Genomic DNA, 22,177 nt, shown 5'->3' with positions numbered 1-22,177 from the left:
CCTCCCAGATCTTTTTCTGAATTTCCCGTAGTCTGAAGGGAAACTTGGCAGACCTCAACTGCGGCGCGGCCACAGATTTTTGTGAAAAGCCAGGCATCCCGGCTCGGCCTTCAGCATCCTCGTCAAGCCGAGGTCAAAACGCCCGCGATACACGGCCTTCCGTCAGGAGGCCGCCAACTTGAACCGAGGCTCTAGCTTCGCTCTTTGCTTTAGAGAAATGACGAGCAATGCCGCGACGATGCACATAGCGCCGGCGACATAGAGCGCCGGAAGATAGGTGCCGAAGATGGTGCGCGTCGCCCCTGCTCCGAACGCAGCAGTTGCGGCTCCGAGCTGGTGCCCGGCAAAAATCCAGCCGAAGGTTAGAGTGGCTCGTTCGGGTCCAAAGCGTTCGGCCGTCAGCTTGACTGTCGGCGGCACCGTCGCCACCCAGTCAAGGCCGTAGATGAGGCCGAAGATGGATAAGCCGACGACTGTGAACTCACTGAAGGGCAGGTAAAGGAGTGACAGCCCGCGCAATCCGTAAAACCAGAAAAGCAGCCAGCGATTGTCATAGCGATCCGATAGCCAGCCCGCGAAGATCGTACCGATGAAGTCCAAGACGCCAATCGTGGCAAGCATGCCCGCCGCACCGACGGGTGCGATTCCAAAATCTCCGCACAGCGATATCCAATGCGTTTGGATCAGCCCGTTGGTGCTGAGGCCGCAAACAAAGAAGGTCAGGAACAGAACCCAAAAAGTTGATGAACTCGACGCCTCCCGGAACGCGATGAGCGGAGAGGACAGAAGCGACAGAAGACGGCGATCGCGTGCGGGCGGCTCGACGATTTCCTTTTCGCCAAATGGAGCCAAGCCGACATCGGAGGGGTAGTCGCGCATAAAAAGCGAGACGGCGAGTAGAGCCAGGAGCACAATCGCCACGACGAAAAGCAGAGCGGCCCGCCATCCGATGCGCTGCGTCAGCTCGGCCAGGAGAGGCAGAAAGACGAGTTGGCCAGTGGCGGTGCTCGCGGTCATCATGCCGACGACGAGACCGCGCCGCCGTGAGAACCAGCGGGTTGCGACTGTCGCGCCGAGGACGAGCGCCGTCATGCCCGTGCCGAGGCCCACGAGGATGCCCCAGAAGACGACGAGCTGCCACACCGACATCATCGCTAAGGATCCGAGAAGGCCCGCAGAAATAAGCATCAGCGCCGCGATGACGACGTTGCGAACGCCGAAGCGGTTCATCAGTGCGGCAGCAAACGGGCCCATTAAACCGAACAGCACCAAGCGAACGGCGAGTGCGAATGAGATATCAGCATTCTGCCAGCCGAAATCGCGTTGAAGCGGCTCTAGCATGACGCCGGGAGATCCCAGTGCACCAGCAGTCGCGAGCATGGTCAGGAACGTGGTTCCGGCGACGACCCACCCATAGTGAATGTTCTTCGTGTTGAGCCATGAGGCAAGCCGGGTCGAGATCATCGCAAGTCCTGATGGTTCAGTTATGAGGGCACATACCCGTATGTTGTCCCAAAATTAGAATGTCTGAAGAAGTGTTCTCAGGTTCCTGGCAACAGCAACGCCCAAGGTTTTCTCGATCTTCGTCTGGGCTTCGTCCCACAGCGTTGCACCTTCGATAAGCACGTTTTTTCCTCGAACGGTCAGCACCACAACGGCCTCACGATGATCCTCACCATGAATCGTCCTTACGAGATTCATGCGCTCGAGAACCTTGACGTTCCGGCCAACGGTCGAGCGATCCAGCTCTGCTAACCGGCCAATTTTGCTGAGCGATATAGGTGCTTCCCGTTCGATCGTCCGCATGAGGCTGAATTGCGCAATGTTGACGCCAACCGGCTTCAGGGCATCATCGTAGGCCGATGTCACCCTCCGCTCAGCCTTACGAAGCGCAATGCAGTAGCATTTCGTTGCCATGATGCGGGTATCTACCCGCAAATGACCGCGACGACAAGAGGCAGTGCAGAGCAGTCAACTGATCATGCGGCGGCTGCTCATCGCCGCCCAGAAGATGAGGCAGCAACAACAGAGGCTAGGCCATCTGGCCAGCTCGTCATGTTGTTTACTTTTTCCGTATCAATTCATGCGGTGACGGAATTGGAGGTCCAAAAGCTCGTTTTCACTTTGGGGGGTGAATGTTGCGTTCGTGTACTGGCAAAGGAAATCGGCCTTCAGGTTGACAACAGCGATTGCGGTTGGGTGATCAGAGACATCAGTTTGCGGCGGTCAAGACCTTCACGTCGACGTCAGAGCCCAACGCATTATTAGTTTGCCGAAGCAGCTCTACCGCTGAGTGCCCGCGTACCTTTCGATAATCCTTCTGGCTTTTGCCAACGGATCCTTGCGCTCTCGGTCCTGAATCTCCTTCTCCAACCTTTCAAGAAAAGCGCCGCTTTTAGTAAGCAACTATTCCGCAGGCGATGGTGCAGCCAACCCGGGCTCCGCAATCTCTGCTGGCTCCGCGAGAAGCCAGCGAGCCGCAACGACGGCGGAAACGGCACCGAGAAGCTGTGCAGCGACGAACGGCAACACGTCCGCAAATCTGATCCCCGCAAAGGTATCGGAGAAGGCCCGCGCAAAAGTCACTGCGGGGTTCGCAAAGGAGGTCGACGCCGTAAACCAGTAGGCCGCCGTAATGTAGAGTCCCACGGACACTGGAATCGCTGCTGGCTTTGCCTTCAACGTCGCAAGGATCGTCAAGACAAGGCCAAAGGTCGCCACCCACTCCGCGAACCATTGGCTGCTTCCGCTTCTGACTTTCTCGGACAACTGCAGAACCGGAAGATCGAACATCAGGTGGGCCGCAAATACACCGGCGACGGCCCCCGCTATCTGGGCAACAACATAGAGCAAGCCGAGGCGCGCGGTGATTTCGCCTCGGAGCCAGAACACTCCCGTAACCGCGGGATTGAAGTGCGCGCCGGAGATCGGTCCAAGCATGGTGATGAGCACCACAAGTATCGCTCCGGTGGGGAGCGTATTCCCCAGCAAAGCGAGCGCATCATTCCCGCCTGCCAACTTCGCGCCCATAACGCCGGATCCAATCACCGTCGCGAGCAAAAAGGCGCTACCGAGGAACTCGGCACCCACGCGTTTTTGATCCGAATATTGTGCCATTACGCCAATCCCCCAACTTTCATTTGGCCTCTCCTAGCTTACGCCTGCACTCCTGCGAACGGCGTTAATCGGAAAAGCAAAGCAGCATTCCTGGAATAGCTGATCGTTGAAATGAGATTTCATTCACCGGTCGTCTCCGTGACGCGACGCATGTAAGAGAGCCCAATCTGGGAAGCGTCGCATGGCATCGACATCATCGATATCGTCGAGAGACGAAAGCCTGCCGACCGAGTGCCCTCGCAGATTCGCCAAGGTGTCTTCGAGGGCATTTGGCGAAGACCACCTGACAGCTCGAAAGGGATTTATCAGGCGGGGACGTCGACGAAGCCCGACGGCCCAGTAGCCTCCGTCTGCGGACGGACCAACAACGGCGTCGTGCCCGCCGAGCAAATGAAACGCCTCAGCCACCAACTCTTTGGTGATGCCCGGGACATCACTGCCGATAATGAGCACGGGGCCACGTGGCAGTCCGGATGAGACGCGAGCCAAGCGTTGCCCCAAATCGCCCTTGCCCTGCTGCACGACATTGGACTGGCCCGGCCAAGGCCCGGAACGATCCGGGGTGACCGCGAGCCATGTTCTCCATCTTTGGTCGCCGCCCAGTCGCCGTATGGTGTGCGAAAGACTGACACGCTGAAAGCGGAGTGCTGTCGTATTCCCGACGCCTGCAGCGAGACGGCGCTTCCCCGTGCCGAAGCTTGGGTAGCGCGTAAACAGAACAAGATGGCGTTCCAACGACATTGCTCAGTGATAAACGCGAGAGATGAAACGCGTCGGCACGCCGACGAAATAGAGGATCAGGCAGAAGATGTTTTGTGCGCTTCTCAACATCCATCCCTGTTCCATCCAGCGCTTTGCCGAGGTTCGTGCCGCGATCGGCAGAATTTCCAAACGCGTCCTGCCAATTCGAAGAACAAGATCGACGTCCTCCATGATCGGAATGGGGCGAAAGCCCCCGATGCTGTGGTAGAAATCGCGATGGATCAGCAAACCTTGATCTCCGTAGGGTAGCCCGAGGCGGCGCACACGCCAGTCGACCATTGCCTCCAATCGTCGCGCTTCAGCGGACCCATGATCCAACTGGAAGCGAAACACTGCAGCCCTCGCCGTGTTGGCGGGATCTTCGATGAACGACGTGACCGCAGCTTTCCAATTACGTTCAAGGCACGTATCCGCGTGCAGGAAGAGAAGCCAGTCCCCGCGAGCGTTCGTCGCTCCCGCTGCGAGCTGGCAACCTCGTCCCTTTTGCGTGTGAAGCACACGGGCTCCGCTGCGCTCCGCGATCAGAACAGTGTCATCATGCGAGCCGCCGTCGACAACCAGAACGTCGCAAGCGTCTCCCAGGGACACCAAAGTCTGTGCCAGGGTCGCACCAGCATCGAACGTCGGTATTACGATCGATAACGTCAATTCTGTTGTCTCGCCCTCGATTTCAGCAGGATAGGGAGCAACGATAAGAAACCAAGAACGACTAGGCCAGCTATCAGCGTCGGGCTCAGCACGTCCTTCAGCTGGACCTCGCGCCCCGCGTCAAACACCGTTCCAAGACTTGCCCCGAAAGCCGCGAAGACAAACGTGCCGGGAATAATGCCAATCCCTGTGGCAACGATATACGGCAAAAGTCGCATCCCTAGAATGGCTGGTGCGAGATTGACGACCCAAAAAGGAAACGCCGGCACCAAGCGAAGGAAAAGCAGGTAGTTGAATGCGTTTTTACTGAACCCTTCTGACAAACGCGCGAGGAAAGGGCCTGCCCGGCGGCGCAAGACGTCACCGGCCGCAGATCGGGCAATCACGAATAGAACCGCTGCGCCCGCTGTCGCGCCAATCACGGTCAAGGATGCACCCACGGTTGCGCCAAAGAGCAGACCGCCAGCGAGTGTCAGAATGGTTGCGCCGGGAAACGACAGAGCTACCGCGACGGTGTAGAGCAGAATGTAGAAGAGGCCCGACAATACCGAATGGTTTTGGACCAGATCGGAGAGCGCCGCTCTGTTGTCGCGCAATGCATCGAGTGTGACATAGCGGTCGAGCCGGAGCGCAAAGGCGCCGATCAACAGCGCAACAAGTAAGAGGAGCGGTAAAAGGCGCTTCAAAGTCATCCGAATACTCCGAGGAAGCGGACCAATCGCCGGATCCGAGGTGAAAACAGTGCTGGCGTGAAGTAGCTGCCAGCCGCGCGCTTGGTGATCTCGCTCAAGGTCGGGTACGGCACCGTCAGGCCAGCCATCACGCCGATTTTATTTCCCTGCGCGATGGCGAGGGCCCACGGCAGAAGCAGCTCTCCCGCGTGCGGGCCCACGATGGTCGCGCCGAGAATCTTGCCTCTTTTCGAAACGACGGCCTTCAGAAACCCGTAGGTGGTTCCCTCCGCCCGAGCGCGATCGTTTTGCGAGAATTCTGCGCGCAGCACACGAACGGAATCGCCGTGAACCTGTCTTGCGGAACTTTCCGTGAGGCCGACTTGCGCCAGCTCGGGATCCGTATACGTCACCCAAGGGAGATCTCCCGCCGACGTCTTTGCCGGGAGGCGAAACAACGCGTTCTTGAGCACGATTGACGCGTGATAGCCGGCGACGTGGGTGAGCAGCTGACCACCAATGACGTCACCCGCCGCAAAGATCCGCTTGTTCGTCGTACGAAGTCGAGCATCAACATCGATACGTTTCTCATCATATTTTACCCCAGCCTGTTCCAGACCGAGGCCCGCGACGTTCGCGCGTCTCCCCGCCGCCAGGAGCAAGTGAGATCCGCGAAGCTTTCGTTCGCGGCCGTTGTCTCTGATGGTGACGTCGATTTCCGAACCAGACAAAGCGACCCGAATAATTTCGACAGACTCGATGATGTCCACGCCTTCAGATGAAAGCCTCTCGCGGAGAACCTCGACTGCTTCCGGATCATCTCTCGGCAGCATGCGCGCTGCGTCCAGCAACGTCACGCGCGCGCCGAGCCTCCGGTGAGCCTGCGCCATCTCGGATCCCATAGGGCCCGCGCCGATGATGATGAGGTGCTCCGGTAGCACGGTGTTCTCGAAAATCGTTTCATTGGTGAAGTAAGGCGTGTTCGCGAGACCTTCGATGGGCGGGACATAAGGTTGGCTTCCCGACGCGATGACAAAGCGGCGGGCGCGAACCTTGAAATCTCCGGCCGCCACAGTCTTCCCATCGACGAAACGCGCAGGCGCCTCGATCACTTGGCAGCCGAGACCTGTGAATCGATCGACCGAGTCGTGGGGAGCTATCGCTTGAATGACGTCGTGAACATAACGTTGGGTTTGCGCGAATTCGATGCGCGGCTCTTGGAATGCTATTCCGGTCTTCGCGCTATTGCGAACAACGTGCGCAACTTTCGCTGCCGCGAGCAGCGACTTCGAGGGAACACAACCCGAGTTGAGGCAATCGCCGCCCATCCGGTGAGCTTCGATCAGGACCGTTCGGGCGCCCATCTGTGCTGCACCGGCCGCGATCGATAGCCCGGCCGAGCCGGCCCCGATGATGCACAAATCTGCCCTAATGAGTTCGGCCATCAACGCTCCTTGACGGCTCGATCCTCGTGAAAACATCGGCGGGGCGGTGCTCTTCGTCGCCTGTGGCTGCTACCCGGAAGAGCCCAAGAAACTTCCGGTCGATACGGTCCTTCCAAAGCCAAAGTAGCCGACCGAGGAGCCGGCCATGCCCGGACCATCGTCCCCGCGATGCAATGGCGTTGCCATCGCCGGTTGCCAATAGGACAAGAAAATTCCTTTGGGGCCTGAAGTGCTCGAGATCATCGGCTAGCCCACTTAGCGCAGCTCTTACGTTCTGGACCAATGCCGGTCCCATCCTGACGGCATAAACGCCGGCTTTGGGAAGTGGGTCCGCCCATTCGGCGCAATCGCCGACGGCAAACACATCGGGATGAGAAACGGAACGCAAATGCGAATCGACCCGGATGAAACCTCGTTCGCTTACGGCAAGGCCGCAATCGCGCTGCCATGCGTGCGCCTCAGCACCGGTGGCCCACAGGATTAGATCGCTGGACCTTGCGATCTCGTCGTTGATTTGAGTCGCAAGATGGATCGTGACGCCAGCCCGCTCCAGGACGCGCCGCGCGCTTCTAACCGCCCCGGGTGCGAGGCCCGGCAACAGGGATGCGCCACGGGTCACAAGTTGGCCCCGAATGACGCGTCCCGGTTGTTTGGCGCGCAGGCGCGCGAGACAAGCAAGCAGCGCCTCGACACCCGCCGCGCCGCCACCCACCGCTGTCACCGTAAATGGCGTCGTTCCTGCGTCACGCTCGATGGTGGACAGCAAGGTTTCCCATGCCGATCGAAGACGCCCAAGCGGCCGGAGAGGCAACAGCAGGGTATCAGAAAGAGCCGGTGGATTGAGAGTCGATCCGACGTTGAGGCAGAGGACGTCGTAGCCGAGCTCTCTGCCGCTGGCCAAGCGGACGATGCGGTGATCAGGATCGATGGAAGCCAATTCATCGACGATGAGCTTGGCGCCGGCCGCGCGTGCCAAGGCAAAAAAATCGATGCAGATTTCCTCGAACGCATAGACACCGCTGAGCCATCCCGGCACCATTCCGGAATATGGCGCCCGCGTCGAAGGCGCAACGACGACAACCTCGACGTCGGGCTGCGGTTCGTGGACCCAGGCGCGCAGCACCTGGGCATTGGTGTGCCCCGCGCCGATGAGTAACAGCTTCTTCATGATTGGTTCTTCGAGGGGCCGGCCTTCCCCGCCCGGCGGAGATGAAACTCCTGCCGGACGTGAGAGATCTCGACCGTTGGCCTTGGTGGATCAATGGCGTTCAACAGCATGCGCCGGCGCTTGCGCCTGAAGCGCCTTCTCTCACAAACGGAATTGTCGTGCCGCACCCGGCAAATACCCCGAAGTGCGTCGAGAAATCCCCATGGAACGAGAAGTAAGGCTCGAACCTGCTTTGCTTCAGGATGTTCCAAGTGTTGCCGCAGACCGGGAAGAACCGGCCTTTCTCGATCACATGGTGTCCGTCCAGCGTGAGGGCATGTTCTGCGTCGGGCACGCCGCCGTTGTACACGACGACTTGACCGTAATCCTCGCATACCGGCTCCAGTCCGGCGATTTTGAAAAGACGATAGGTCGCCGAGAAAAATTGCGCGGAGCCGGCCTTCTTCTGGACGTAAGGATCGTCGATTTCGATTTTTCGACTCGTCGCGAGACGGGGATCGCCAAAACCGGCTCCCTTCGCGAGCGCCTGGAAATCACCCCAATACAAAGCGCCACCAAGGCATTCGCCATAGACAACGGGATCATCCCTCACCTCTGACGGCAACCGGCGATCAGCGTAGACGTCTGCGAAGTAGAATTCGCCGCCCGGCTTCAGGAGATCGAATACGCCTTTGAGAACTGCCGGTTTATCGATGGAGAGATTTACGACGCAGTTGGAAACGATGACGTCAAAGCTCTCCGGCTCGAGCCCGAGACTGGGAAGCGCCTCGATGAATCCTTGGAGGAATCGAACGTTGGGCTTGTCATGCCCGAATTTTTGCATGTGCCAATCGATATGCTCGCGCGCCGTGAGTAGCTGTTCAGGCGTCATGTCAACGCCCACGACTTCGCCCTTGGGGCCGACGAGCTGCGCCAACGCATAGACGTCTCGACCCGACCCGCATCCGAGATCGAGCACGCGTTTTCCTTCGAGAAGTTCGGGCACGACCAAGCCGCAGCCGTAGTATTTGGCAATGACCTCTTCGTGGACGTTCTTCAGGAGCTCCTTGACGCGCTCCGGCATCGAGTCCGGTGTACAGCAGGCCTTCGTCTTCAGGTCGCCCGAAGTCTTCAGGATCTTTCCGTAGTACTCCTTGACCAGGTCGATGTGCATTAGATGTCTCCAGAACAAGATGTGTGAGATTTCGGGCTGCAACCCAATGCTTAGAAGGCGCGGTGCTCGGGTTTTAGATAGCGGCCCCAATGTTTGTCATAGGGGTGAACTAACTTTGTGGCGCCCCCGCTCGACTCCAAGTGTTGTTCTGCATTCGCCCAGGCAAAGATCGATCCGGCATAGTTGACGACGTTGGTGCGTCCTGCGGCCTGCAGGCGCTCGGCCATTTCGGAGGAGCGCCATCCCACCGAGCAATAGACGACCGTGGGACGGTCCGGCTTGATCTTCGCGAGGATGTCATCGTCCGATGATCCCGGAGGAACATTGATAGCGCCTGGAAGGTGACTGACCTTGAACTCCTCGGGTTCGCGGACGTCGACGACCTGGACAGCGTCGTTATTCTTCAGAAGCTGCTCGACGGCCGCCGTGTCTACGTGTTTGATGTCGGGGAATTTGCGATGAACGGTATCGATCATCTCGTTCAGGTCGAGCATCTCGTTCGCATGCGGCGATCCCACGCCAAAGATGTATGCCGACGCAGCAGCGGCGATCGCAAGAGCGGCGATAATGATAGGTGTCCGAGCCACTACATAGGTCTCCTGAGAGAAGCGAATTTAAGGTCTGCACCGCGCGGCCAAAGCGCGTGGTACGCGATCGTTGAGAGTATCGTCGTCCCGGCCATAATCACGCCCCGTACGGTTCCGGAAATTTTGGAACGTCCGTGCCGCCGCGATCGATAGCAGACGGGTAACTCCGTAAAGCGGGCACCGAGTTGGGCTGCTCGAATTTGCATTTCAACGGTCCAGCCAAACCCGCGATCCTGCATGTCGATCTCATCGAGCAACACGCGATTGACGAGGCGCATCGGACCCAGGTCGTTAAACCTTGCGCCCCAGAGCAGCCTGATCAAAACCACAGCCAAGCGGTTTCCGAAGCGTTGCGGTAACGTCAGTTTTTCCGCCGAATCAGGCAGACTGAGACGATCTGCGAGCACGAGGTCCGCACCCTCTCTCGCCGCCGCGATAAAGTGCGGGAGAGCTTCGAGCTCATCGCAGCCATCTGCATCGCAGAACAGAACCCACCGGGCGTTCTCCGGTAGGTCTTGCAGTCCACGCCAACACGCCATTCCGTAGCCCGCTATCGGCTCATCGACGACGACAGCGCCTGCACCGCGCGCGATTGCAGCCGTGTCATCCGTCGAGCCGTTGTTGACTACTCGGATATGAGAGCATCCCAAAGCGCGAAGACGGCCGATCACTGAGGCAATCGACCCGGCTTCATTGAGTGCGGGGATCAATACGAAGATATCCTCGACGCTCAATCTTTGCGGGCTCATCGGTAGATCCTAATTCTTTGATCAGCTGGTTTGGGACCCGGCCTCGTCGAGTGCAGCGATCAGAATGTCGCTGCGGTTCAACGAGGCCGGATACCGTTTGCTGTCGGTTACCGCTGTCAGTCCCGGTGGAAAAGTTGATTTGGAACTGTCAGGTTCAGCTGCCATGTCGAGCGATCAGCCGTGTTCCGGCCGTCGAACACGTCAGTGTAGGAGGCAAAAATGACCGTGCCGCCTTCCGTCACATAGCCGGCGCCTAACTGCCAGCTCTGCCAATTTTCCTTCCGGCCTACCGCGTTCAGCATACGATTGTAGTCGCGGCTATCCGGCGGACCGACCAGGTCGGCCGGCAAGTTGTCCGGGTTGGCAAGAAACGGTCCTTTGCCGGTGTCCCAGCCGCTCTGGCTGTGCTGAAACTGATAGCCACTCGAAACGAAGTAGGGCCCCAAGAATTTGTAGACGCCGACACTTCCATTCAAGTTGTTCGGCACGACGTCCTGCGGGCCTTTCAAGTACTGGTACTCGAGGCCGGCGTTGATACCGAATTCGATCTGCTTCCAGTACCGTCCGAGAGCGATGCCGGATTTGAATCCATTCGCACCGTTACCGAGCGCCTGCGGCGTCGGCTCATAGTCACCCTTAATGATGGCTGCGCCGTATAGCGCAATCGTGGGCAGGCTATCCCACTGCTCGCTGTTCTCTTTGACCGCGCTCCAACGCAGGCCGACGGTCGAATCGAGCCGACCGTCGCGGCTGCCTTGCGGGATCGGATCCTGGCACTGCCGTCCATCGAATGTGTTGAGGGGTTTGTTCCAGCAGCCGTTCGGGTTGGGCCGTGCGCCTTTCGAAAGGCCGCCGGTGAGTGTTCCGTAGCCGGTGCTGGCATCCAGCGATAGGTTTTCGGTGAGGCCGTAGGAGATCGATACCAGGTATTCCTGGATCGTTGTCGTCCGCGGATATTCCCCGAAAGTCTTACCTTGCCATGCGCTATTATAGTCCTGGTAGACGGTTCCAAACGACGTTTGGAGTTCGCCTTTATTCGGCACATAAGCAGACTGCTGCGCCATGGCCTGTGACGTTCCAATGATGGCCATAATAGCTGTGGAGCAGGCAATAGCTTGCGCCAGCCGCAGCCTTGAATGGCGTGCGGTTTGAACGATAGTCTTCATTTTTTATGCAACCCCCGTGTACTCGACTTTATCCACGCCCTCCCCCACGGACGGGCGTTCATAACTTCTTTAGGACTTCCGGCTATGCGCTTCGGGCACAGTGAGTTCGCTGGATTTCTTCTTCTTCTCTTTCTTCGGTTCCTCTTTCTTCGGCTCCGAAGCTTCAGCGGGCTTCGATTCTTTTTTGAGCTTCGGAGGAGTGAACCCGGCGGCGCCGCCGTAGCTGCCGGACGCGTTCGCGGCATTCGTGGCCACAAACCCCGCGAGTGCGCACACTGCGATCCCTACAATTTTAATTCGCATCTATTTCCCCAGTTTGGTCAGAGCATCACCACAACAACTCGACCGCAGATCGCTAGGTGCTCGGCTCCTAACCGGGAAATGATCTTTTCTGCTGAGCATTGTTCAATTTTGAATAAGGCGGCGAAAATATGGTTGGGAGCCTCGATAGCGAGCGACGCCGGAGCGCGATGATGCGCGGAGCCGCGATATTCCGGGAGCCCGAACCTCCGACTACGAAATCATCCATTTCATCGACGATGGCGGCATGCTGCATCATGCCGCGCAGACCTGCGCGATATCACCGTCGGAGCTAAGCATATTTTGTTTTCTTCGTTGGACCGTTGAAGCTCGCTCTTTAAACGACGAGCCCAGGGGCGGAGTTCGCATGGAGCGACAACGGGACTCACAGCGACGGGCTGGAGTTCCACCACTCATCCGTCACCTCCCGCTGCGAGATGTGATGACGATTGTTGCGCTTGAATCGACTGAGACTGGGCAGACTGCCGCTCCGCGCAAGTTCTCCAATCCCGACGTCACGATCACCGGCGAACCGAGGGCACAGGTTCCGTTTCAAGGCTACGAGACGGTGTGGTTCAACACCGGCACGCTCTGCAACATCGCGTGCCAAAACTGCTATATCGACTCTTCGCCCAAGAACGATCAGCTCGTTTATCTCACGCGAGCGGAGGTCGGCCGGTTTCTCGATGAAGCGCGTCAGATCCCCAAAAAGCCGAGCCTGATCGGCTTTACGGGAGGCGAGCCCTTCATGAACCCCGACATCATCGGCATGCTCGAGGATTGCCTGTTTCAAGGCTTTTCAGTGCTCGTCCTGACCAACGCAATGCGCCCGATGCAGAGGCATCGCGAGGCGCTGCAGGAGCTGCAAACGCGGTTTCCCGGCCGATTATCGTTACGCGTTTCGCTCGACCATTACGAGCAAGAAGGTCATGAGGAAATTCGTGGCGCTCGCACTTGGCAGCCCGCCTTGGAGGGCTTGGCCTGGCTTGCAAAGCACAGTTTCGATGTATCGATAGCGGGCAGGCTTCTTTGGACTATTGATGAGGACGAGATGCGCCGCGGCTATCAGCAGCTGTTCTCCCAAGTTGGCCTCGACATCAATGCCGCGGACAGCAGGCGCCTCATCCTATTCCCTGAGATGTTGGATGACGACAACACACCAGAGGTTAGCGAGGGATGCTGGAAGAAGCTGAACCTCAGCCCTCGCGATGTGATGTGTGCCTCATCGCGAATGGTCATCAAACGCAAGGGCGCAGAAAGCCCGACTGTCGTGGCGTGCACCTTGCTTCCTTATGCGAAGGACTTCGAATTGGGCGGCACGCTGGAGGACGCCCGGTCGACTGTGAGCCTCAATCATCGCCATTGCTCTCGCTTCTGCGTCCTCGGAAAGGCGTCGTGCCGGGTCGACTGATAACTCTCACGAGACCGGGCGACCGATCGGAAGCACCGTTCGCCTCATAACAATCGCTAAGGACTCAAACAGAGGGGGCGGGGGCTCATGTTTATAACGAAACCGGCCATACGTCGGACCGGCGCTTTTTTCGCGGCGTTCCTGCGCAGGGGCTTGCTGTGCATTGCGTTTTTTATGGTCAGCCAGCAAGCTCGGGCTGAAGGGCCTGCCGAACTCTTTGCCAACGCGGCGACCGGTTCGCAGGTTGTGGTCGATCACAGCGTTTGGGACGGTATCCTCGGCAAATACGTCAAGCGACGCGGGAATACGACCAGCTTCGACTATAAGTCTGTTCTACCGGAAGACCGCCAGCGCTTGAAACACTACATCTCTCAGCTGGAGGGCGTGGATCCCGCAACGCTTGACCGGCCGGAGCAGTTCGCCCTTCTTGCCAATCTTTATAATGCCAAAACGATCGACATCGTTCTTGATCATTATCCGGTCGCGTCCATCAAAAATATTTCGCTCGGCGGCGGATTGGTGGCGACGTTCACCGGCGGCCCGTGGAAGAAAAAGGTTACGAAGCTGCGCGGGGTTGAACTCAGCCTTGACGACATCGAGCATGGCATCCTCAGGCCAGTTTTCCACGATCCGCGCGTCCACTATGCGCTCAACTGCGCCTCCATCGGCTGCCCGAACCTGCAGACGGAAGGCTTCACGGGCGCCAAGCTCGAGACACAGCTTGATGCAGCCGCGCGCGAGTTCATCAACGACTCACACGGCGTCGATGCATCAGAGAAGGCACTGCGCGTTTCGGAGATCTACAAGTGGTTCAAAGAGGATTTTGGAGGTGACGATAAGGGCGTCATAACGCATCTCCGCGCCTATGCGTCCGAGCCGCTTTCAAAACGGCTGAACCACTTCGAAAGCATCGATGGCTTCTTTTACAATTGGAAGCTCAATGATGTGGATCGTTGATCCGCTCAAAGCATGAAGCTCTTTGCCACCTATCGCGGCGCAGTGGCCTCAACGCTTATCCTGACCACATTTGCGATGCTCGCGTGGCTAGCGCAATCGCCTCCCGTGCACGCGTTATCGTTCGTCATGTCGCTTGGCCTAGCGTGGCTTGCCTATGCTCTCTTCTTCGCCGGTCAAGAGCTCTCGCCATTTACTCTGAGATGGGCGACCGCGTGCGCCATCGCGGTCCGTGTTGCCGGGATTTGGAGCCACCCTGTCTACGAGGATGATTGGGCGCGATATCTTTGGGACGGCTTCAGGTTCTTGGCTGATGGCACCCCCTACGGAACGCCTCCGCTCTCGTATGTCGACGACGCAAGCCTTACCCCTGCGTGGCGCGCGATCCTGGCCCAAATCAACAACCCTGAAATTCCGACGATTTACGCGCCGTCCCTTCAATACGTCTTCGCGGCGTCGGCGTGGATCGCCCCGGCGAGTTTAACCGCCCTCAAGTCGCTGTTCCTTGTTTTTGATTTGGGTCTCTGGGCGCTCGTTGCACGGCTGGGCGGATATCGCGCCGGACTGCGATACGCGCTCTGCCCGCTCGTTATTTTCGAGATATCGTTCAACGCGCACGCGGACGTGGTGGGTGCTTTTCTAACGGTGGCGAGCTTTGCGCTGCTTGGCAAGGGACGTTCGATAAAAAGCGGCTTGGCGTTCGGTCTGGCGTTGGCCTGCAAACCATTCGCGATCATCATTGCTCCGAGCTTCGTCCGCAGCCGCTGGTGCTTGGTTTCCCTCGGCGCCGGGGCCGCACTCGCCGCTCTCTATGCGCCATTTATCCTGAAAGGCGCGACCGAGCAGGCAGGGCTGCAATATTTCGCGCAATGGTTTGAATTCAACTCGTTCGGTTTTGCTGTCCTGAAGGAGGCGTGTGGGGATCCTGCGGCTCGTATCCTCGGCCTCGCGTTAGGATGCGGGCTAAGTGGTGCGCTGGTCCTTCGTTGGCTGCTTAAGGAACGGGGAACTTTCCCCCCCGCGGATACCTGGCTGATTGCGCTTCTGCTTTTCGCGCCGGTCATCAATCCATGGTACCTTCTGTGGGCGGTTCCTTGGGCGAGCTTGCGCCCCAATCCTCTATCTTGGTCCATCTTTCCAGCGATCTCGCTCGCCTATCTCACTGCCGGCGTCATCGGCATTGCTGATCGCGGCTTCTATGATCATCCCGCATGGGTCCGGCCGCTCGAGGTTTTCACGGCCGCCGCTATATATTTAAGCGCTGTTTGGGCTGTGCCGCTGGTGCGGACGATGCGGTCCGGTAAGACGGAGCTACGGTCGCAGCTCTAGAGAACGCATCTTCTGTAGCTTTGCAGGCATATCGAAAGACGTACGGGTCAGGTCCGCAAACCACTCGAAAGCGGTCGTCGTTGCGACCCGCTGGAGCGAGGGTCCTTCAGCACCGCCAAGAGTCCGCTTCTGGGATTTCTCGACAATCTCGTAGCGCCCTCAGCGTTCGCACGTGGTTTCGCGTTCGCTTCGAGTCTGACCTTGAGCGAAGTAATCGATGGGACGAAGAAGCTCCTCGAATTTCAGTGTCCGGCATTCGCGGATCTCTTTGAAGATTCTTCTTCCGCCGAATCTCGAGGTGTTTTGAGGACTCTCCACTCTTGCTCCAACCTCGTGGCTCGCTCGCATTCCACGGAGATCCTATGTGATCCGAATGCCTGTTGCTGATCATCGCAGGATTGCGTCTGTCCACATCCCGGAATTCCTTCGGGACACGACGAACCAAGTACCAAAAACCTAGCCGCTTCTGCGGCTTCGCGGGCTGTCGACGAGCCGGCATGGGGAGATGTTGTGCTTGGCGCTCCCTAGGGGAATCGAACCCCTCTTTTCAGAATGAAAATCTGACGTCCTAACCGATAGACGAAGGGAGCGGCCGTGGGTAACAAGAGCTGCACCCTATAAGCGGCTTTCACCGCGTTTGGCAAGCCGAGTGCGCGCCCATTTCCTGCGACAGGATAGGCACCTGACGCCGCAGGCCAATTTTACTGGCGGCGCGGGTCGGCGGCGTCCTCAATCTGCAGTTCGATGCGCTCTCGTCCGCCCCAGGTATCGCGCCGCAGATGGCCTGCGACGTGCAGGGGCATTCCGCCCGCAGACATCAAAAGATCGCCCAGTGGCTGCCCAGCGGCCCGAAATGCCACGCCGTCTAAGCGGCAGCCGTCGCCGCCTTCCAGAATGACGCGGATGTGGGCTTCGCCAATCAGCTTCCCGAACTTGACGCGATGCGCCGGCAACGCGAAACGCGCTTCCGAGTTGCCCTGACCAAACGGGCTGACTCGCTCGATCAGATCCATCAGCTCGCGCGTCGCGCCGGAGGCAACGATCGAGGCATCGATGTCGAGATGCGCCGTGTCGCCTACGCCTTGCGCGGCCGAGCCCAGGTGAGCCAGCATGAATTGCTCGAGCGCTGCGAGACCGTCTCTTCCGACCGTCAAGCCAGCGGCCATGGCGTGGCCGCCGCCTTTCGCCAAGAGGCCCGCCGTGACGGCGGCGCGAATTGCGGCTCCGAGATCTATGCCGGGGACGGATCGCAGCGAGCCTGTGCCCATCGCGTTTGCTTCCCATGCGATCACACATGCGGGCCGGCGGAAACGTTCGACAAGGCGGCTGGCGACGAGACCGACCACGCCCTTATGCCACGTGTCCGAAGCGACGATCAGAAGCGCGCGTGATGGATCCTCAGAGACTTGGCGATCGGCAAGCGCTAGCGCCTCCTCCAGCACCAGCGTCTCGATGTCCTTGCGCTCCTTGTTGAGGCGATTGAGCAGCTCGGCAATGCGTTGGGCTTCGACTGGGTCGGATGTCGAGAGAAGCGTCGCGCCGAGAGCCGCGTTGCCTATGCGGCCGCCCGCGTTGATGCGGGGCCCGAGGATGTATCCCAGATGATAGGGCGTCGGCGGCACGGTGAGGCCTGCCGCGTCGGCCAAAGCGGTCAGGCCGACGTTCTCGCGCGCGCGCATCACCGCGAGGCCTTTTTTGACGTAGGCGCGATTGAGGCCGACCAACGGAACGACGTCGGCGACTGTCGCGAGGGCAACAAGGTCGAGCAGTGCCAACAGGTCGGGTTCGCGAGAGGCGGCATAGAATCCGCGCCGCCGCAGTTCGCGGGCCGTTGCGACGAGCACGAGGAACACGACGCCGGCAGCGCACAGCATCCCCTGCCCCGAGATGTCGTCCTGGCGGTTCGGATTGACGACCGCCTGGACCTCGGGCAGGCGCTCGTCCGCCTGATGGTGATCGATGATGACGACGTCGGCGCCAAGCTTCCGCGCGACCGCGAGCGGTTCGTGGCTCGTCGTTCCGCAGTCCACCGTCACGATGAGCTTCGCGCCTTCGTTGACGAGCGTCTCGATGGCGGCCGCGTTCGGGCCATAGCCTTCGAAGATGCGGTCTGGAATGTAGATGCGCGCGGGCGTGTCATGATGCTCGAGGAAGCGCTTCATGAGGGCCGATGAGCACGCGCCGTCGACGTCGTAGTCGCCGAATATCGCGACATTCTGCTTTGCTTGCACAGCGTCGGCGAGGCGCGCTGCGGCCTTCTCCATATCGCGGAGCGAACTCGGGTCGGGCATCAGCGCCTTGAGCGTCGGATCGAGAAAGGTTGCGACGTCGTCGAGCTGAACGCCGCGAGCGGCGAGCACACGGCCCATCAGATCGGGCAATCCGTGACGCTGGCTGATGGCTGTTCCGAGCGGTCTTAGATGTTGCGGCAGACGCTCGCGCCAAGTGAAACCGCGCGCGCTTTTTTCAACGCCGAGAAAGGCACGCTCCGCGCCGCCCTCCAATTCCATCGTCGCGAGATTCGTGCGCAATCGAATACCCTTTTTTGTTTGCGCACGGCTGCTCCGCTTACGCGGAGCCGGCCGCCGTGCGCGGCCGTCTTTTGCGCACGGCGACTCCGCTGCGCGGAGCCGGCCGCCGTGCGACTGCCGTGCGCATTTGATCCAATCAGGTTGTAGGTCGATTCGGTCTATCCGGCGGCGGGGGCTCGCGTTGTATCCACTGCAATACGAGCCCTTCGCCAGATCCGACTTATATGAAGCGCGTTCCGACGTTGCGGACCGTCGACTTGATGCGGCGGACGGTGCCCGTCTTCGAGCGCATCACGACCGTTTCAGTCTCGGCGAAATCGCCACTGATGCGAACGCCCTTCAGCAGCGAGCCATCGGTCACGCCGGTTGCCGAGAAGACGACGTCAGCGGATGCCATGTCCTCAAGCTTGAACTTCCGAGTGATGTCGGAAATGCCCATCTTTTCGGCGCGCAGACGTTCTTCGTCCTTCATCGGCATGAGACGGCCCTGGATCTGACCGCCGATGCAGCGCAAGGCGGCGGCTGCGAGCACGCCTTCCGGCGCGCCGCCCGAGCCCATGTAGATGTCGATGCCCGTTTCCTTGGGATCGGTCGTCCAGATCACGCCTGCGATGTCGCCGTCCGGAATGAGCGACACGCCCGCACCGGCCTCGCGCACGGCGCGGATCAATTCGGCGTGGCGCGGACGGTCGAGAATGCAAGCCATGATCTCGGAGATCGGCACGCCCTTCGCCTTCGCGAGCGCGCTGAGATTTTCAGCCGGTGAGGCATCGAGGTCGACGACGCCTTCGGGATAGCCGGGGCCAACGGCGATCTTGTTCATGTACATGTCGGGCGCGTGGAGCAATCCGCCCTTCTCGGAGATCGCGAGTACAGCCAACGCGTTCGGCATCGATTTCGCGCAGATGGTCGTGCCTTCGAGTGGATCGACCGCAATATCGACTTCGGGGCCCTCACCCGTTCCCACTTTCTCGCCGATATAAAGCATCGGAGCTTCGTCCATCTCGCCTTCGCCGATGACGACGGTGCCCCGGATTTCGACGCGGCCAAGTTCGCGGCGCATCGCATCGACGGCGGCCTTGTCGGCTGCCTTCTCGTTGCCGCGGCCACGGAGATGCGCGGCGGCGATGGCGGCTGCTTCAGTCACACGTGCGAGCTCGAGCACCAAAATCCGATCGAGACCCGGCCCGTGCGTGCCGTTCGATTGCTCAGCTCTGCTCATATTGATGTCCTTCCACGCGGGGGCCTAAGGGGAAAATCAAAGCTCTTCGATTCGTATCATCTGGGGGCGTTCAGTGACGTTTCCGTCTTTCTCGATCGTATCGAGCGCCCTGCGCATCGCTTCTTCGGTCGTCTCATGCGTAATGATGATGACCGGCTGATCTGCATTCTTCGGAATTCGCGAGCCCACTCGCGGCGCGTGCAGTGTCTGCGGACGATGTTGCACGATGCTTTCGAGCGAAATGTTCTGGTCGCCCATGCCCTTGGCGATGTTCGCCATGGCGCCCGGCTTATCATACAGCGCCAGCCGGACGTAGTAGGAGCCATAATGCTGATCGAGCTTGGCGCGCCTGTGGGCCTTCAGCTGTGCGACGGGCGTAACGAACGGCGGCACGACGAGACCACGCGCGATATCGAGGATATCGCCCGCCACGGCCGAAGCCGTCGGTTTAGCGCCCGCACCCGGACCGACGAGCAGAATATTCCCGGAGAAATCGCCATCGATCGCGACGGCGTTCGTTACTCCGGAAACTTCGGCGATGGCGGAATCCTTGTTGATCAGAACCGGCGAGACGCGAGCCTCGATGCCGCTTTCGGTCTCCATCGAAACACCGAGCAGCTTGATGCGGTAGCCCAGACTGTCGGCCGCCTCGATATCCGCCTGCGTGATCGACTGGATGCCTTCGACATGGATTTGCTCGAAGGCAACGCGTGTTCCGAAGGCGAGGCTCGTCAGAAGCGCGAGCTTGTGCGCGGCGTCGAAGCCGCCAATGTCGAACGTCGGATCGGCTTCGGCATATCCCAGCGCCTGCGCTTCCTTCAGCACGTCGGCGAAGGTGCGCTTTTCATTCTGCATCTGCGTCAGGATATAGTTGCAGGTGCCATTCAGAATGCCGTAAACGCGCTTGACGCGGTTGGCGCCCAGCGCTTCGCGCAGCGTCTTGATGACCGGAATGCCACCAGCGACTGCCGCCTCGAAGTTCAAGGCGACGCCGTTCTTCTCAGCGAGACGCGCGAGTTCGACGCCATGCTTTGCAAGGAGCGCCTTGTTGGCCGTGACGACGTGCTTCCGGGCGTTAAGAGCGGCTTCGACCGCTTCCTTCGCGACGCCTTCTTCACCGCCGATCAACTCGACAAAAACCGCGTTTGACGGATCGCGCGCGAGTGCGACAGGATCGTGGAACCATTTGACGCCATCCACGGCGATGCCGCGTTCCTTGGCGTGATTTCGTGCCGAGATTCCCGTGACGCGAATTTCGCGGCCGATGATATTGGCGACGTGAGATCCGTTGGCCTGAAGTAGTCCCAGCAGGCCACCGCCAACCGTGCCTAGTCCGGCTATACCAAGTGTGAGAGGTTCCATGGGTGATGATTATCGGCTAGCGGATTTTCTAGGACTAGAGACTGGATGCGAAGGCTCAGCTGATTCCGAAAAAAGCTTTTTGATCGACCGCGCAGCCTGACGAATTCGCTGCTCGTTTTCAACGAGAGCGATACGAATGAAGCCCTCCCCGTATTCGCCGAAGCCAACGCCCGGAGAAACGGCGACGTCGGCTTTTTCGATGAGCATTTTCGAAAACTCGACCGAGCCCATATCGCGATAGCGTTCTGGCACCGGCGCCCACGCAAACATCGTTGCGGGCGGCGGCGGAACGGGGAAACCGGCCTTGCCGAAGCTTTCGACGAGGACATCGCGGCGGCTCTTGTACATCGCACGGATTTCGTCGACGCAATCCTGCGGTCCGTTGAGAGCCGCAGTCGCCGCGACCTGTATCGGTGTGAAAGCGCCGTAGTCCAGGTACGACTTCACACGCGCCAGCGCGCCGATCAGGCGTTCGTTGCCGACAGCAAAGCCCATACGCCAGCCGGGCATGTTGTAGGTTTTCGACAGCGACGTGAACTCGACGGTGATGTCTTTGGCGCCCGGCACCTGCAAGATCGAGGGCGGCGGTTCGTCGTCGTAGTAGAGTTCGGCGTAGGCGATGTCGGACAGAATGATAATGCCGAGCTTCTTCGCGAGCGCTACGGCTTCTTTGTAGAAGTCGAGGCCCACAACCATCGCCGTCGGATTGGACGGGAACGATATCACGACCGCCAGCGGCTTCGGGATCGAATGCTTCACCGCGTGCTCGATGGCGCGGAGGAAATCATCTCCGTTGCTCGCTGGCAGATGGCGCACGGACGCCCCGGCGATGAGGAAGCCGAAGGTGTGTATCGGGTAGGTCGGATTGGGCACCAGCACGACGTCGCCGGGCGCGGCGATCGCCTGTGCGATATTGGCGAAACCTTCCTTCGACCCGAGCGTCGCCACGATCTCGGTTTCGGGGTCGAGCTTCACACCGAAGCGCCGTTCGTAGTACGCGGCCTGAGCCTTGCGCAGCCCGGGTATGCCTTTAGACGCCGAGTAGCGATGCGTGCGCGGCTTATTGATCGTTTCGATGAGCTTGTCGACGATATGCTGTGGCGTCGGCATGTCGGGGTTGCCCATACCGAGATCGACGATGTCAGCGCCGCGCGCGCGGGCGGTCGCCTTCAAACGGTTCACTTCCGCAAAGACGTAAGGAGGCAGGCGCTTAATGCGGTGGAACTCTTCGTTCAAAGATCTATACCCCTCGGCGCCGCAGCAATACGGCAGTTAGTGTCGGCTCGCGCGAAGGTCCAAAGGTGTCACTTGGAGCCAAGCAGGCGACCGGGCGCACCTTCGCGATCTGGTTCGCTATCTGGCCCGGCGATGCCTCTTTACGCTTGCGCCCTATGTCCCGTCCAGTCCGCAGCGCGCCGCAACAAGGAATGGCTCCAAATACCGCCTTCCCGGCGTTTTTTCGCGACGCGGGAGCAAATGCGCCGCGGCCTTGATGATGCCATCTCCGCCTACCTATTCCTGAACCCCGGCATGTCCGATTCGCCCTTGATTCAACCTCTGGCTTGACTGCACAGTTGCCAAGGGTTTCGGCAGGAACGGGTC

General features: G+C 59.5%; 20 protein-coding genes and 1 tRNA gene. 3 read left to right on the top strand and 18 right to left on the bottom strand.

All coding sequences use genetic code 11. The annotated features are described in order from the left end of the window. Window positions 1-162: 162 nt before the first annotated feature. The 13 genes from G359_RS09625 to G359_RS09565 form a co-directional block, all read right to left on the bottom strand. On the bottom strand, window positions 163-1,464 hold the full coding sequence (locus G359_RS09625) for an MFS transporter (RefSeq protein ID WP_045835952.1): 1,302 nt from the start codon (window positions 1,462-1,464) through the stop codon (window positions 163-165). Window positions 1,465-1,518: 54 nt separating this feature from the next. Continuing rightward, window positions 1,519-1,917, bottom strand: coding sequence for a MarR family winged helix-turn-helix transcriptional regulator (locus tag G359_RS09620; protein WP_045835951.1), 399 nt, complete (start codon window positions 1,915-1,917; stop codon window positions 1,519-1,521). Window positions 1,918-2,406: 489 nt separating this feature from the next. Then, a complete protein-coding gene (locus G359_RS09615; protein WP_045835950.1) occupies window positions 2,407-3,117 on the bottom strand; it encodes an aquaporin in 711 nt (236 codons plus the stop codon). A 123-nt stretch (window positions 3,118-3,240) separates the two neighbouring features. Next, entirely contained in the window at window positions 3,241-3,858 is a 618-nt protein-coding gene (locus G359_RS09610) for a TIGR04282 family arsenosugar biosynthesis glycosyltransferase (RefSeq protein ID WP_045835949.1), read from the bottom strand. Between the two features lie 3 nt (window positions 3,859-3,861). Further along, window positions 3,862-4,527, bottom strand: a complete 666-nt coding sequence (locus G359_RS09605) for a TIGR04283 family arsenosugar biosynthesis glycosyltransferase (protein ID WP_045835948.1) — start codon at window positions 4,525-4,527, stop codon at window positions 3,862-3,864. Continuing rightward, the gene (locus G359_RS09600) at window positions 4,524-5,219 is read right to left on the bottom strand and encodes a TVP38/TMEM64 family protein (protein ID WP_052699283.1); all 696 of its coding nucleotides are present in this window, start codon (window positions 5,217-5,219) and stop codon (window positions 4,524-4,526) included. The genes G359_RS09605 and G359_RS09600 overlap by 4 nt, the downstream gene beginning before the upstream one ends. Then, window positions 5,216-6,643 (bottom strand): dihydrolipoyl dehydrogenase family protein, encoded by a 1,428-nt coding sequence (locus G359_RS09595; protein WP_156150722.1) that lies wholly within the window; start codon window positions 6,641-6,643, stop codon window positions 5,216-5,218. The genes G359_RS09600 and G359_RS09595 overlap by 4 nt, the downstream gene beginning before the upstream one ends. Continuing rightward, window positions 6,627-7,811: an FAD-dependent oxidoreductase gene (locus G359_RS20010; protein ID WP_082073080.1), complete on the bottom strand. Its 1,185-nt coding sequence runs from the start codon at window positions 7,809-7,811 to the stop codon at window positions 6,627-6,629. The genes G359_RS09595 and G359_RS20010 overlap by 17 nt, the downstream gene beginning before the upstream one ends. A gap of 100 nt (window positions 7,812-7,911) precedes the next feature. Continuing rightward, complete coding sequence (locus G359_RS09585) at window positions 7,912-8,964, bottom strand: methyltransferase domain-containing protein (RefSeq protein WP_045835947.1); 1,053 nt, start codon at window positions 8,962-8,964, stop codon at window positions 7,912-7,914. Window positions 8,965-9,014: 50 nt separating this feature from the next. Beyond that, window positions 9,015-9,551 carry a rhodanese-like domain-containing protein gene (locus G359_RS09580; RefSeq protein ID WP_052699281.1) on the bottom strand — a complete coding sequence of 179 codons (537 nt, stop codon included), beginning with the start codon at window positions 9,549-9,551 and terminating at the stop codon, window positions 9,015-9,017. Next, complete coding sequence (locus G359_RS09575) at window positions 9,551-10,300, bottom strand: glycosyltransferase family 2 protein (RefSeq protein WP_082072885.1); 750 nt, start codon at window positions 10,298-10,300, stop codon at window positions 9,551-9,553. The genes G359_RS09580 and G359_RS09575 overlap by 1 nt, the downstream gene beginning before the upstream one ends. Before the next feature lie 116 nt (window positions 10,301-10,416). Further along, a complete protein-coding gene (locus tag G359_RS09570; RefSeq protein ID WP_156150721.1) occupies window positions 10,417-11,466 on the bottom strand; it encodes a hypothetical protein in 1,050 nt (349 codons plus the stop codon). A 69-nt stretch (window positions 11,467-11,535) separates the two neighbouring features. Further along, entirely contained in the window at window positions 11,536-11,769 is a 234-nt protein-coding gene (locus tag G359_RS09565) for a hypothetical protein (protein ID WP_156150720.1), read from the bottom strand. A 439-nt stretch (window positions 11,770-12,208) separates the two neighbouring features. Between G359_RS09565 and G359_RS09555 the strand changes: the two genes are divergently transcribed. The 3 genes from G359_RS09555 (at window position 12,209) to G359_RS09545 (ending at window position 15,460) form a co-directional block, all read left to right on the top strand. After that, window positions 12,209-13,177 carry a radical SAM protein gene (locus G359_RS09555; protein ID WP_045835943.1) on the top strand — a complete coding sequence of 323 codons (969 nt, stop codon included), beginning with the start codon at window positions 12,209-12,211 and terminating at the stop codon, window positions 13,175-13,177. A 174-nt stretch (window positions 13,178-13,351) separates the two neighbouring features. Then, window positions 13,352-14,134, top strand: coding sequence for a DUF547 domain-containing protein (locus G359_RS09550; protein WP_197077557.1), 783 nt, complete (start codon window positions 13,352-13,354; stop codon window positions 14,132-14,134). 12 nt (window positions 14,135-14,146) lie between these two features. Next, window positions 14,147-15,460 (top strand): hypothetical protein, encoded by a 1,314-nt coding sequence (locus G359_RS09545; RefSeq protein ID WP_045835942.1) that lies wholly within the window; start codon window positions 14,147-14,149, stop codon window positions 15,458-15,460. Between the two features lie 515 nt (window positions 15,461-15,975). Here the strand turns inward: G359_RS09545 and G359_RS09540 are convergent. From G359_RS09540 to G359_RS09520, 5 genes are all read right to left on the bottom strand, one after another. Then, window positions 15,976-16,050: transfer RNA gene (locus G359_RS09540), tRNA-Glu, on the bottom strand. 111 nt (window positions 16,051-16,161) lie between these two features. After that, window positions 16,162-17,970: a single-stranded-DNA-specific exonuclease RecJ gene (recJ, locus tag G359_RS09535; RefSeq protein ID WP_045835941.1), complete on the bottom strand. Its 1,809-nt coding sequence runs from the start codon at window positions 17,968-17,970 to the stop codon at window positions 16,162-16,164. Window positions 17,971-18,211: 241 nt separating this feature from the next. Beyond that, window positions 18,212-19,213, bottom strand: a complete 1,002-nt coding sequence (glpX, locus tag G359_RS09530) for a class II fructose-bisphosphatase (protein WP_045835940.1) — start codon at window positions 19,211-19,213, stop codon at window positions 18,212-18,214. Window positions 19,214-19,249: 36 nt separating this feature from the next. Continuing rightward, complete coding sequence (locus G359_RS09525) at window positions 19,250-20,575, bottom strand: homoserine dehydrogenase (protein ID WP_045835939.1); 1,326 nt, start codon at window positions 20,573-20,575, stop codon at window positions 19,250-19,252. Between the two features lie 9 nt (window positions 20,576-20,584). Continuing rightward, on the bottom strand, window positions 20,585-21,811 hold the full coding sequence (locus tag G359_RS09520) for an LL-diaminopimelate aminotransferase (protein ID WP_045835938.1): 1,227 nt from the start codon (window positions 21,809-21,811) through the stop codon (window positions 20,585-20,587). Window positions 21,812-22,177: the final 366 nt, after the last annotated feature.

Origin of the sequence: Hyphomicrobium sp. 99, from assembly GCF_000384335.2 — a bacterium.
GTDB lineage: Bacteria > Pseudomonadota > Alphaproteobacteria > Rhizobiales > Hyphomicrobiaceae > Hyphomicrobium_B.
This window is presented reverse-complemented; position numbering and strand designations above follow the sequence as displayed.

What these genes read in the sequence shown, in the direction of transcription:
- G359_RS09615 (WP_045835950.1), bottom strand. Translation starts at nt 3,117, where the DNA reads ATGGCACAATATTCGGATCAAAAACGCGTGGGTGCCGAGTTCCTCGGT.
- G359_RS20010 (WP_082073080.1), bottom strand. Translation starts at nt 7,811, where the DNA reads ATGAAGAAGCTGTTACTCATCGGCGCGGGGCACACCAATGCCCAGGTG.
- G359_RS09600 (WP_052699283.1), bottom strand. Translation starts at nt 5,219, where the DNA reads ATGACTTTGAAGCGCCTTTTACCGCTCCTCTTACTTGTTGCGCTGTTG.
- G359_RS09550 (WP_197077557.1), top strand. Translation starts at nt 13,352, where the DNA reads ATGGTCAGCCAGCAAGCTCGGGCTGAAGGGCCTGCCGAACTCTTTGCC.
- G359_RS09610 (WP_045835949.1), bottom strand. Translation starts at nt 3,858, where the DNA reads ATGTCGTTGGAACGCCATCTTGTTCTGTTTACGCGCTACCCAAGCTTC.
- G359_RS09555 (WP_045835943.1), top strand. Translation starts at nt 12,209, where the DNA reads ATGACGATTGTTGCGCTTGAATCGACTGAGACTGGGCAGACTGCCGCT.
- G359_RS09585 (WP_045835947.1), bottom strand. Translation starts at nt 8,964, where the DNA reads ATGCACATCGACCTGGTCAAGGAGTACTACGGAAAGATCCTGAAGACT.
- G359_RS09575 (WP_082072885.1), bottom strand. Translation starts at nt 10,300, where the DNA reads ATGAGCCCGCAAAGATTGAGCGTCGAGGATATCTTCGTATTGATCCCC.
- G359_RS09625 (WP_045835952.1), bottom strand. Translation starts at nt 1,464, where the DNA reads ATGATCTCGACCCGGCTTGCCTCATGGCTCAACACGAAGAACATTCAC.
- recJ (WP_045835941.1), bottom strand. Translation starts at nt 17,970, where the DNA reads ATGGAATTGGAGGGCGGCGCGGAGCGTGCCTTTCTCGGCGTTGAAAAA.
- G359_RS09525 (WP_045835939.1), bottom strand. Translation starts at nt 20,575, where the DNA reads ATGGAACCTCTCACACTTGGTATAGCCGGACTAGGCACGGTTGGCGGT.
- G359_RS09620 (WP_045835951.1), bottom strand. Translation starts at nt 1,917, where the DNA reads ATGGCAACGAAATGCTACTGCATTGCGCTTCGTAAGGCTGAGCGGAGG.
- G359_RS09595 (WP_156150722.1), bottom strand. Translation starts at nt 6,643, where the DNA reads ATGGCCGAACTCATTAGGGCAGATTTGTGCATCATCGGGGCCGGCTCG.
- glpX (WP_045835940.1), bottom strand. Translation starts at nt 19,213, where the DNA reads ATGAGCAGAGCTGAGCAATCGAACGGCACGCACGGGCCGGGTCTCGAT.
- G359_RS09545 (WP_045835942.1), top strand. Translation starts at nt 14,147, where the DNA reads ATGAAGCTCTTTGCCACCTATCGCGGCGCAGTGGCCTCAACGCTTATC.
- G359_RS09565 (WP_156150720.1), bottom strand. Translation starts at nt 11,769, where the DNA reads ATGCGAATTAAAATTGTAGGGATCGCAGTGTGCGCACTCGCGGGGTTT.
- G359_RS09570 (WP_156150721.1), bottom strand. Translation starts at nt 11,466, where the DNA reads ATGAAGACTATCGTTCAAACCGCACGCCATTCAAGGCTGCGGCTGGCG.